Source organism: Pantoea sp. RIT-PI-b (genome assembly GCF_001187905.1).
Lineage (GTDB): Bacteria > Pseudomonadota > Gammaproteobacteria > Enterobacterales > Enterobacteriaceae > Pantoea > Pantoea nemavictus.
Genome location: NZ_LGIS01000026.1, coordinates 189,667 through 201,742 on the forward strand (window position 1 = coordinate 189,667; position 12,076 = coordinate 201,742).

Annotated in this window: 10 protein-coding genes; all 10 read left to right on the plus strand. The window is 59.4% G+C overall.

Annotation, left to right across the window (positions count from 1 at the left end):
- Positions 1-135: 135 nt before the first annotated feature.
- Positions 136-1,740: an ABC transporter substrate-binding protein gene (locus AC790_RS16925; RefSeq protein ID WP_049852523.1), complete on the plus strand. Its 1,605-nt coding sequence runs from the start codon at positions 136-138 to the stop codon at positions 1,738-1,740.
- Between the two features lie 170 nt (positions 1,741-1,910).
- Entirely contained in the window at positions 1,911-2,864 is a 954-nt protein-coding gene (locus AC790_RS16930) for an ABC transporter permease (RefSeq protein WP_007890973.1), read from the plus strand.
- Positions 2,864-3,715 (plus strand): ABC transporter permease, encoded by an 852-nt coding sequence (locus AC790_RS16935; protein ID WP_049852524.1) that lies wholly within the window; start codon positions 2,864-2,866, stop codon positions 3,713-3,715. The genes AC790_RS16930 and AC790_RS16935 overlap by 1 nt, the downstream gene beginning before the upstream one ends.
- Positions 3,712-5,376: an ABC transporter ATP-binding protein gene (locus tag AC790_RS16940; protein WP_049852525.1), complete on the plus strand. Its 1,665-nt coding sequence runs from the start codon at positions 3,712-3,714 to the stop codon at positions 5,374-5,376. Before AC790_RS16935 ends, AC790_RS16940 begins: the two co-directional genes overlap by 4 nt.
- 91 nt (positions 5,377-5,467) lie before the next feature.
- Positions 5,468-6,313, plus strand: coding sequence for a GNAT family N-acetyltransferase (locus tag AC790_RS16945; protein WP_049852526.1), 846 nt, complete (start codon positions 5,468-5,470; stop codon positions 6,311-6,313).
- A complete protein-coding gene (locus AC790_RS16950) occupies positions 6,313-7,239 on the plus strand; it encodes a glyoxylate/hydroxypyruvate reductase A (RefSeq protein ID WP_049852527.1) in 927 nt (308 codons plus the stop codon). The genes AC790_RS16945 and AC790_RS16950 overlap by 1 nt, the downstream gene beginning before the upstream one ends.
- A 140-nt stretch (positions 7,240-7,379) precedes the next feature.
- Positions 7,380-8,696, plus strand: coding sequence for a 4-aminobutyrate--2-oxoglutarate transaminase (gene gabT / locus AC790_RS16955; RefSeq protein WP_007890965.1), 1,317 nt, complete (start codon positions 7,380-7,382; stop codon positions 8,694-8,696).
- 139 nt (positions 8,697-8,835) lie between these two features.
- Positions 8,836-9,348, plus strand: coding sequence for an Lrp/AsnC family transcriptional regulator (locus AC790_RS16960; RefSeq protein ID WP_007890964.1), 513 nt, complete (start codon positions 8,836-8,838; stop codon positions 9,346-9,348).
- 216 nt (positions 9,349-9,564) lie between these two features.
- Positions 9,565-10,011: a GNAT family N-acetyltransferase gene (locus tag AC790_RS16965; RefSeq protein ID WP_049852528.1), complete on the plus strand. Its 447-nt coding sequence runs from the start codon at positions 9,565-9,567 to the stop codon at positions 10,009-10,011.
- Between the two features lie 15 nt (positions 10,012-10,026).
- A complete protein-coding gene (locus AC790_RS16970; RefSeq protein ID WP_049852529.1) occupies positions 10,027-12,075 on the plus strand; it encodes a hydantoinase/oxoprolinase family protein in 2,049 nt (682 codons plus the stop codon).
- Position 12,076: the final 1 nt, after the last annotated feature.

A 12,076-nucleotide genomic window follows, 5' to 3' on the forward strand; every position in this document is an offset into this window, starting at 1 on the left:
CTGTGCGGCCATACAAACGGTCGCCATGAATGGCGACCCTACGGTGATGATGCGGGTTTTGTAGGGGCGCCATTTATGGCGACCGCGTAAAAGACGAAAACGAAATCAACAACAATTCATATTGAGGGTGTGCAGATGAGTAAATTCGATAAAGAGTCTGACGCTGTAAATCCGGCCCTGAACCGCATGCTGACCGAAGGGTCAATGTCGCGCCGTGGCCTGATGAAGTTGTTGTCTGCCGGTGCCGTGATGAGCAGCGGTTTGATCGCTTTCCCGCAGATGAGCTTTGCGGCCACCGCTCCAGTGAAAGGCGGCAAGCTGCGCGCCGCCATGTCCAACGCCTCAGCTACCGATACGCTCGATCCGGCCAAAGGCAACAACAGCGGCGATTACACCCGTCAATTCATGGTCTACAGCGGCCTGACCGAGCTGGATAAAAGCCTCGCGGTGCAGCCGGCGCTGGCGGAATCGCTCGATTCCAGCGACGGCATCACCTGGCAGATCAAACTGCGCAAAGGCGTGACCTTCCATGACGGCAAACCGCTGACCGCCAAAGACGTCATCTACTCGCTGAGCCGCCATAAAGACCCAGCGGTGGCCTCCAACGCCTTTAAGCTGGCCGATCAGTTCAAAACCTTCACTGCGGTAAACGATAACGAAATCACGCTGGAACTCAGCCAGGCCAACTTCGACGTGCCGTTTATGCTGGCCAGCGCGCCGTTCCTGATCGTGCAGGACGGTACCAAAGATTTCAGCAAGGGCATCGGCACCGGGCCGTTCAAGCTGAAAGAGTTCACACCGGGCGTGCGTTCGGTCGGGGTGAAGAACCCCAATTACTACAAGCCAGGGCTGCCGCATCTCGATGAAGTGGAGCTGCTGGGCGTCACCGATCAAGCCGCGCGCGTCAACGCGCTAATGTCGGGCGATCTGCACATCGTCTCTACCCTGAGCGCCGCCGACTGCAACCGCATTAAAGCGACGGCCGATTACGGCGTGCTGGAGAGTAAATCCGGCATGTACACCAACCTGATTGTGCGCACTGACGTTAAGCCGGGCAGCAACGAAGACTTCGTGCTGGCGATGAAGTATCTGCAGCCGCGCGACATCCTGGTGAAAACCGTGCTGCAGGGTTATGGCGACGTCAGTAACGATACGCCGGTACCGCCATGGCATCCGCTGTACAACGCCGATCTCAAACCGCGCCCGCTGGATGCCGAGAAAGCCAAATTCCACATCGAGAAAGCCGGGATGAAGGGCGCGACGGTGGAGATTATCACCACGCCAAACATTGAGGGGTCGGTGGAGGGCGGCCAGCTGATTCAGCAGGTGTCGCGCAGTACCGGCCTCAACATCAAAGTGCGTCGCGTGCCGTATGACGGTTACTGGTCCACGCACTGGACCAAAGATCCGGTCGGCTATGGCTCAATTAACCCGCGCCCGACGCTGGATATGCTGTTCTCGCAGTTCTATCTCTCATCGGCGGCGAATAACGAATCGGGCTGGAAGAATGCGCAATTTGACCAACTGGTGGTGGCGGCACGCGGCGAGCGTGAGCAGACCAAACGTAAGCAGATGTACGGTGACATGCAGAAGCTGATTTACGATCACTGCGGCACCATTATCCCAACCTTTATCAGCTCCACCGATGGCTACAGCAAGAAAGTCGGCGGCGTGGAAGCCTGGCCAAGCGGCATGATGATGGGCTATCGCTTCCATGAGTTCGCCTGGCTGAATGCCTGACCTCGGGTCGCCATTGATGGCGCAATGCCGCTCACGTAAGCAATAAATTGGCTGGCTATGCAGGTGCGCATGAATGCGCACCCTACGAAAACCCAGCGCGGTAACGTAGGGTCGCCATTCATGGCGACCGTTTATCCGGTGCCTGATGATTCTGTACGAGGAGATCGCCGATGAACCGATACATGTTGTTCCTGATTGCCCGGCGCGCAGGCGCGGGCATCCTGACCTTACTTATCGTCTCGGCGGTGGTGTTCTTTATTACCAGCCTGCTGCCCGGCGACGCTGCGCAGATGATTCTGGGGCAAAATGCCACGCCGGAGACGGTGGCGGCGTTACGCCAGCAGCTGGGACTCGATCAGCCGCTGCTGGTGCGCTACTTCACCTGGCTCACCGGCATGCTGCAAGGGGATTTTGGCACCTCGTTCGCCAGCCATCTGCCGGTGCTGCAGCTGGTGGAGCAGCGCATTCCCGCCACGCTGCAGTTGGCCGGCATTACCACGGTGATTTGTGTGCCGCTGGCGCTGCTGATTGGCATCATCGCGGCGATGAATCGCGGCTCTGCGCTGGATCGCTTCCTGGTGATCAGCACCATGGCCACCGTCGCCGTACCGGAGTTTCTGGTGGCGACCGTGGCGGTACTGATCTTCGCGGTGAAGCTGCATTGGGTGTCGGCAATGTCGTTTGGCAGCCCGAATATGGATGTCATTAGCTACCTCAAAGCCTATGCGCTACCGGTGCTGACGCTATGCTGCGTGCTGGTGGCACAGATGGCGCGCATGACACGATCCGCCATCATCAACCAACTCGACAGCCCCTATCTGGAGATGGCGCTGCTGAAAGGCGTGTCGCCGCTGCGTGCAGTGCTGCGTCACGCGCTGCCGAATGCGGTCGGGCCGATTGCCAATGCCATCTCGCTCAGCCTGTCATATCTGTTCGGCGGGGTGATCATCATCGAATCGATCTTCAGCTATCCCGGCCTGGCGAGTGCGCTGGTCGATGCGGTGAGCAACCGCGATCTGCCGGTGGTGCAGCTGTGCGTGATGCTGTTCGCCGCCTGCTATCTGGTGCTGCTGCTGGCGGCCGATATCCTCACCATCGCCTTTAACCCGAAGTGGAGGAGCTGATGAATACATTGCTGCTGCCTGTACGTCTGTTTCAGTCGCTGTCGGTCTCCGGCCGCATCGGCCTGCTGATCTCCCTGTTTTGGCTCTGTATGGCGCTGTTCGGCACCCAGCTGGCCCCGCACAGCGTGGAAGATATCGGCGGCGGGCCGATGCTGGGCGGCATGACGTCTGCCAACTTGCTCGGCACTGATTATCTGGGCCGCGATATCCTCAGCCGCATTCTTTACGGCGCGAAATTCTCCATTGGCCTGGCGCTCACCGCTGCGCTCTGTGCCAGCATCATCGGTACTTTGCTGGCGCTGCTGGCGGCGGTCGCCGGGCGCTGGCTGGAAGAGGTGCTGGGGCGCGTGAACGATGCGCTGCTGGTGCTGCCGGGCAAAGTGCTGTCGCTGATGATTGTCGCGGTGTTTGGCTCTTCACTGCCAATGCTGATCCTTACCGCCATCTTCACCTACTGGCCGGGCGCATTCCGTATCGCCTTCGCCATGGCGAGCAGCTTGCGCAATATGGATTACGTGCGTGCGTCGCGTTTGCGCGGTGAAAGCCGCTGGTACGTGGCGATCCATGACATCCTGCCAAATATGGTGCACCCGATGCTTACCGACTTTGGCCTGCGCTTTGTCTATATCGTGCTGCTCCTGAGCGGTTTGAGCTTCCTCGGCCTCGGCGTGCAACCGCCTTATGCCGACTGGGGCACGCTGGTGCGTGAGAACCTGCAGGGCTTATTCAACGGTTCGCCTGCGGTACTGATGCCGGCGGTGGCGATTGCCAGCCTGACCATTGGTGCCAACCTGTTTATCGATAGCCTGCAGCAGATGCGTCCGCTGACGCTCGCGAAGGAGGGAGCATGAACGTGACGCCACATACCGCCATGCCGGTGATCTCGGTTGAGAACCTGCGCGTCACCGCGCAGACCGACAAAGGCGAAGAGATCGATCTGGTTGCTGATATTCGTTTTACCGTGCAGAGAGGAGAAGTGCTGGCGCTGATTGGCGAATCCGGCTCCGGCAAAACCACCATTGCCATGGCGTTGATGGGTTATGCGCGCCACGGCTGCCGCATCGCCGACGGCAATATTCATATGGCCGGCACCGACGTGCGCAGCCTGTCGCCGGGCCAGCTGCGCGCGTTTCGTGGCAACAAAGTGGCCTATATCGCGCAGAGTGCGGCGGCGTCGTTTAACCCCGGCATGCGCATTCTCGATCAGGTGATTGAGCCGGTGGTGATCCACGGCACTATGAAGCGCAAAGACGCCAAACAGAAGGCGATTGCGCTGTTCCGTGAGCTGGCGCTGCCCAATCCCGACACCATCGGCGATCGCTTTCCGCATCAGGTTTCCGGTGGACAGCTGCAGCGTTTGATGACGGCAATGGCGCTGATTGGCGATCCGGATGTGGTGATCCTCGACGAACCGACCACCGCGCTGGACGTGACGACCCAGGTTGAGGTGCTAAAAGCGTTTCGCCGCGTGGTAGCGCAGCGTGGCGTAACGGCGATTTACGTCAGCCACGATTTGGCGGTGGTGGCGCAGATGGCGGATCGTATTCTGGTGCTGCTGCGCGGTCAGATGGCGGAGTACGGCACCACCGAACGACTGATTGGCGCCCCGCAGGCGGACTACACCAAACTGCTGATGGAGGCGGCGCGACAGAAAGAGCGCCCAAGCAGCTGGACCTGCGCCGAGGCGGATATGCAGCCGCTGATGGAAGTGCGCGATCTCAGCGCCGGTTATGGCCCGCGCGACAGCAATGGACATTCTAAAATTCGCATTCTTGAAGACATCAATCTGAAGCTGTGGAAAGGGCAGGCGATTGGCATCATTGGCGAGTCCGGTTCGGGTAAAACCACGCTGGCGCACGCCATTGCTGGACTGAACGCGCCGAGTCACGGCCATATTCTGTTTAACGGTCATTACATCAATGGCGACATGCATAAGCGCCCGGACAATGAGCTGCGCCGCATTCAATATGTGTTCCAGATGGCCGATACCGCGCTGAATCCGGCGCACAGCGTCGGGCAGATTTTGTCGCGTCCGTTGACGCTGTTCCACGGCCTGAAAGGGGCCGATCGCGATCGCCGTCTGCATCAGTTGCTGGATCTGGTGAAGCTGCCGCGCACCGTGCTGTGGCGCCGCCCGTGGGCGCTCTCCGGCGGGCAGAAGCAGCGCGTCAACCTGGCGCGCGCGCTGGCGGCGGAGCCAGATTTGATTCTGTGCGATGAAGTGACCTCGGCGTTAGATACCGTGGTGGCTGCCGCGGTGCTGGATTTGATCAGCGAACTACGCCGCGAGCTCGGGCTGTCGGTGCTGTTTATCAGCCATGACATGCATGCGGTTCGCGCCGTTTGTGATGATATTGTGGTGATGAAGTCGGGCAGAATAGTGACCCAAATCGCCCGCGCCGACTATGACAAACCGACCAGCGAACTCTATTTCGAACGCCTGAAACGCGCGGTGCCTGAACTGCGCCAGGGCTGGCTGGATGAGCACGAAGAGGTGCTGAAGGCAGAGTAAATGCCAGGTCGCCATAAATGGCGATCCTACAAAACCGGCGCTGAACCCGTAGGGTCGCCATTTATGGCGACCTCATTTGCAAGGAACAACCATGATCACACTACGCGCAATGACGCAGGACGATATTGAACACGGCTACGCCATCACCCAACAGCTCAAGTGGCCGCACCGTCGTGAAGACTGGCAGCAGGCGCTGGCGCTGGGTGAAGGCGTAGTGGCAGAACAGCAGGGCGAATTTGTCGGCAGCGCCTTTGGCTGGCGCTGGGGCGAGCAGGCGGCAACCATCGGCTTGGTAGTGGTGAATCCTCAGTTCCAGGGCCGGGGTATCGGCAAGCAGCTGATGCTGGCACTGCTGGAGAAATTCCCGCAGTACAACATTCGTCTGCACGCTACAGAAATGGGCAAAGGGCTGTATCAGAAGCTCGGTTTTAGCGTCACCGGCCAGATTCAGCAGCATCAAACGCGCGAGCTGGCGGCGGTGCCCGCGGTCAGCATTCCTGCTGGCTTAACGCTGCGTAACGCGCAAGCCACAGACGCCGATCTGCTGATCGAACTTGATCACCAAGCGCACGGCATGTGGCGTCCCGCTCTGATCAACAGCCTGATTAACGATTTTCAAACCGTGCTGTTGCAGGATGCGCAACAGCGCGTGCACGGTTTTGCCAGCCTGCGCCGCTTCGGTCACGGCTGGGCGATTGGTCCGGTAATCGCTCTCAATAGCGATAGCGCAACAGCGCTGGTCGCGGCACTGATGCAAGGCCTGCGCGGTGAGTTCGTGCGTATCGACACGGACGGCGCGCTGCCGCTGGCGGCCTGGCTGCAGACGCTCGGTTTGGTGCAGGTGGATGCACCAACCACCATGGTACGGGGAACGCCATGGTCACCGCAGACCGGTGGCATGCAGGCGTTTGGGTTGATGACCCAGGCGATGGCCTGATGCATATCGTCTATAAATCAGAAGCCACACGCGGCGCGCACTGGCAGCGCTGGCTGGCACAGCATGCGCCAGATATTCAGCTGCATATCTGGCCAGATATCGGTGATGCACAGCAGGTTGAGCTGCTGGTGGCGTGGCAGCCACCGGAAAACCTGATGCGCACCTTTCCTAACCTCAAAGCGCTGCTCTCGGTGGGCGCGGGTGCAGATCAGTTCGATCTCAGTCAACTGCCGCCGGATTTGCCGGTGGTGCGCATGATCGAACCCGGCCTGACGCAGGGCATGGTTGAATACGTCACCTTTGCGGTGTTGGGGCTGCATCGTGATATGCCGCGCTACTTCCAGCAGCAGCGCGCAGAACAGTGGCAAACCCATCCGATTCGCACCGCCAGCCAGCGCCGCGTCGGTGTGATGGGCCTCGGCGAACTCGGTCAGGCGGCATTAAAACAGCTGGTCGCGCTGGGTTTTGACTGCGCCGGCTGGAGCCGTACACCGCGCGAGATCGCGGGCGTACGCTGCTGGCACGGCAGTGAACAGCTCGGCGATTTCCTTATCCACAGCGACATTCTGGTGTGCTTGCTGCCGCTCACCGACAGCACGCGGGGTTTGCTCAATACGCAGCTGTTTGCGCAGTTACCCGACGGCGCGGCGCTGGTGCAGGTGGGACGCGGTCCGCAGCTAAATGAAGACGATCTTTTGGCGGCGCTGGCGAGCGGCAAACTCAGCGCGGCGGTGATCGATGTGACCGATCCCGAGCCGCTGCCCGCCGGGCATCCTTTCTGGCAGCATCCGGCGATTTGGCTCACGCCGCACATCGCCAGCCAGACGCAAACGGACAGCGCCGTCGCCGCGCTGCTCGACAACCTGCGTCGCTACCAGCGTGGTGAACCGATGGTCGGACTCATCGATCGCCAGCGCGGATACTGATCCAGACGCCGAATTTCCCTGCTGAAACGCCTGGGATTTTGACAGGAAATGCCGCTGCCCGCGCGATTACGGCAGCGTGACAAACCAACCGATTGCGATACTTGAGCCAACCGAACGTTACGTGAAAGAGGGTTTTTAGAATGCAGAATGTCATGGCGGAGCAGCAAACCTATACCGATAACAGCCTGTTACTGGACGCGCGTGAGCAGCATGTGCCGCGTGGCGTGGTCACCGCGCATCCGCTGGTGATTGAGCGGGCAAAGGGCAGCGAAGTGTGGGACGTGGAGGGCAATCGCTATCTGGATTTTGTAGGCGGCATCGGCGTATTAAATGTCGGCCACAACCATCCAGCGGTGGTGAACGCGGTGACCAAACAGCTGGGTTTGGTATCGCACGCCTGTTTCCAGGTGGTGGCGTATCCCGGCTATATCGAGCTGGCCAAGCGCCTCAATGCGCTGGTGGGTGGCGGTGAAGCGTTTAAAAGCGTGTTCTTCACCAGCGGGGCGGAAGCGGTAGAAAATGCCGTCAAAATTGCCCGCGCCCACACCAAACGCAGCGGCATTATTGCTTTCGACGGCGCCTTCCACGGCCGTACGCTGCTTGGTACCACGCTGACCGGCATGTCGGCACCCTATAAGCAGAACTTCGGTCCGTTCCCGTCCGATATTTACCGTTTGCCGTTCCCGAATGCGTTTCACGGCGTGAGCGATGACGACTGTCTGCAGGCGCTGGATCAGCTGTTTGCGGTGCAGATTGCGCCAGAGCGCGTGGCAGCAATCATTATCGAACCGGTGCAGGGCGATGGCGGTTTCCTGCAGGCCGGCGCCCACTTTATGCAGGCACTGCGTCGCATTACCGAGAAGCATGGCATCGTGCTGATTCTCGACGAGGTGCAAACCGGCTTTGGTCGTACCGGCAAGATGTTTGCCTTTCAGCATCTCGGCATCACGCCGGATCTGGTGACGGTGGCGAAAAGTATTGGCGGCGGTTTGCCGATTTCGGGCGTGGTGGGCAAAGCGGCGATCATGGATGCGCCACAGCCTGGCGGATTGGGCGGCACGTACGGCGGCAACGCGCTGGCCTGTGCGGCGGCGCTGGCGGTGCTGGATCTGCTGGAGAATGACAATCTGCTGGCACGTTCGAATCAGCTCGGTGAACAGCTTAATGCACGCCTGCAGCAGCTGGCGGAAAAATATGCCTGCATCGGTGATGTGCGCGGCATTGGTTTTATGCAGGCGGTGGAGATCATCGACTTCGAAACCAAGCGTCCGGACGCTGCCATGACGCAGAAAATCCTCGACTGCGCCTGCCAGGAGGGTTTACTGCTGATTAAGTGCGGCATTCACCGCAACACCGTGCGGTTCCTTGCGCCGCTGGTGACCACCGATTCGCAGCTGGAAGAGGCGTTGCATATTTTTGATATCGCGCTGGCACGCGCCAGTGGACGACTGGGTTAATCCGGCTTCCTCATTGAAATTGCAGCAGTAATTTGAAAACCTCCCGCTGGTATAACCAGTTAACGAGATAGCACATTTACCTTAAAGCGTGTTATATCTTCGGGAGGGTAAACCTAAATGGTTGGCAATGAGGGGTGCTATGAACGGCTTAATGAAACTCGACCGCATCGACATCAATATTCTGGTACAGCTCCAGAAAGATGGCCGTATTAGCAACGTCAATCTCGCCGACGCCGTCGGGCTTTCACCCAGTCCGTGCCTGCAACGGGTCAAGCGTCTGGAGCAGGCTGGGTTTATCAACGGTTATGAAGCCCACATCAATCTGACCAAAATCACCGATTCCGTGACGGTTTTCACTGAAGTCACGCTTTCTGGCCATCGCCGCGAAGATTTTATGAAATTCGAAAACGCGGTGCGCGAGGTGGATGAGTTGATGGAGTGCCACCTGATCACCGGCGGTTACGACTATTTGCTGCGCTTTATTACCCGCAGCATTGAACACTACCAGGAAGTGATTGAGAAGATGCTTGATGCGCAGATCGGCATCGATAAGTACTTCAGTTATATCGTGATTAAGTCACCGATTATGAAAAGCAGCGTGCCGCTAAGATCGCTGATTTCGAAACAGAATTCCGTGGAGTTTGGCGTTTAATGTTTTAACCAGGTCGCCATAAATGGCGACCCTACGATCTTGTAGGGTGCGCATTTATGCGCACCGGGACGAATAACAATCCTTCTTTTCCCCCACAGCATAAAATTTCTTCCGCGCCCTAAATTCCCTTTATCTTGCTGGTTCAAACTGCCGCTTCAGCGGCGTACGCTGGCTACTCACCTTTACACTCAATCTAACCGCTTACAAGGAGTTGCCATGACCGCCTTCACTATTGCCGACCAGCTATGGCAGCGCGATGACTTCACCATATCCACCGAGCGTCAACGCCTCGATATGGCGTGGATCCACACGCAGCTCACGGAAAAATCGTACTGGGCCAAAGATCAGACGCGCGCTAAAACCGAGCGCGCCTTTGCCGGTTCGCTGCCGTTTGGTGTCTATCACCTGCAGCAGCCGATTGGCTTTGCGCGCCTGGTCACCGATTACACCCGTTTCGGCTGGCTGTGCGATGTGATGATAGATGAAAACTGGCGCGGTCACGGCCTGGGCAGCTGGCTGGCGAGCTGCGTACGGGCGCATCCGGAACTGGCCACGGTTCACCGCTGGATGCTGTCGACCAATGATGCCCATCAGCTGTATCAACGCCTCGGCTGGCGCGTGGTGCAGGATCCACAAAAACTGATGGAATTTCCTCCCTCCTGATAACGGAGCTTTGACATGGGTTACCGCGTTGGCGTCGATATTGGCGGATCGTTCACCGATTTCGCCGTGCTGGATGAACAAACCAATCAGCTCCACACCTTGAAAGTGCTGTCGCGACCGGATCAACCCGGCAGCGAAATCCTCACTGGATTAACCCAGCTGCAGCAGCGCGACGCTATCGACCCGCAACAGATTAATCACTTTACCCACGGCACCACCGTGGGCATTAATGCGGTAATCCAGCGGCGCGGCGTGCGGCTGGCGCTGTTCGCCACCGACGGTTTTTGCGATGTGCTGGAGCTGGCGCGCCTGAAGATTCCCCATATTCACGATCTGTTTTCACGTCGACCGGCCCCCTTAATTTCGCGTGACCGGGTGTTTGCCATCAAAGAGCGCACCGATCGCCTCGGCAACATAGTGCATGAGGTGGATCGGCAAAGCGTGCTGGAGGCGATTGCCGCCGCGCGCGCCGCAGGTTGTCAGGGCATTGTGGTGGCGCTGCTGCACAGCTACCGCAATCGCCACAATGAAGCGGCGGTGAAAGCCATTATTGATCAGCATGCGCCCGAGCTGCTGACCTCCTGTTCCGCCGATATCTGGCCCATCACCCGCGAATATGAACGCACCACCACCGCCACCATTAACGCCTATGTGCAGCCGATGGTGATCAACTACCTCGAGTCATTTGAGCGTGCCTTGCAAACCATGGGCGTAACACCCCCGCCGCGCATCACTAAATCCAACGGCGGGGTGATGGGCGTGGAGCAGGCGAAGCGTGAGTGCGTGCAGATGGTGCTGTCCGGCACCGCGTCTGGCGTGATCGGTGCCAGTTTCCTCGCCACGGCCTGCGGTTTTGACAAAATTCTTAGCCTGGATATTGGCGGCACCAGCGCGGATGTGGCGGTGATCGTTAATGGACAGGTCGCGCAGGGCAACGGGGAAATCATCGGCGATTTCCCGATTTATATTCCGTCCGTGGCGGTGACCTCGGTAGGTCAGGGCGGCGGTTCCCTGGCGTGGATCGATAATCAGGGCGTGCTGCAGATGGGGCCGGACAGCGCCGGTTCGCTGCCGGGGCCGGTATGCTTTCAGCGCGGCGGCACCCAGCCAACCGCCACCGATGCCTTTGCCGCCTGCGGCATGATCGGTCACGGTACGCTCGGCTATAACGCGGTGAGCGTCGATGTCGCCGCCGCGCGCGCGGCCTGGCAGCCGCTGGCCGCTGCGCTCGGCATCAGCGTGGAAGAGACCGCTGAAACCGCCATCGAGCTGGCGATCTCCAGCATGTATGGCGACACCAGCGGCTTGCTGTCGCGCTTTGGTCTCGATCCGCGAGAGTTCTGGTTCCTCGCGTTTGGCGGCGCCGGCCCGATGATGGGCTGCTTCCTCGCACGTGAATTGAACATGAAAGGCGTCATTGTGCCGCTGACGCCGGGCGTATTGTCCGCGCTTGGCGGAGTAGTCGCCGATATCCGCAACGACTTTATTCGCACGCTGTATAGCGATCTCGATGCCGCGCTGGCCGATCGTTTGGCCAGCGAAGCCGAGGCACTCAGCCAGCGCGCCCGTGCCTGGCTGAGCGAGCAGCACGGCGCCAGCATGCCGTTCACGCTGCACTACAGCGCGGATATGCGCTATCGCGGCCAGTCGTTCGAAATCGAAGTGGTGCTGGAGCCAGCATGGCTGGCGCAGACCAATGTTGCGGCACTGCACGATGCCTTTGATCGCCAGCATCAGCAGCTGTTTGGTCATTGTGATGCCCGCGCGGCGGTGCAAATCATCAATCTACGTCTGGTGATCGCGTCTCCCACAGCCAAACCGACGCTGATGACGCTGGCGGCAGCAGAGGCGCCGGTGGTTGTGGCGCAGCAGGTTAGCGCGTGGATCGACGGTGCGACGCATCAGGTTGATGTGGTGCTACGCGCCACGCTGCGCGCCGGACACCAGCTTAGCGGTCCGGTGATTATCGCGCAGGATGACTGCACCACCTGCGTGCCACCGCATATGCAGGTGGATGTGGACAGTTTCGGCAACCTGCTGATCACGCCTGTGGAGGCGCACTAAC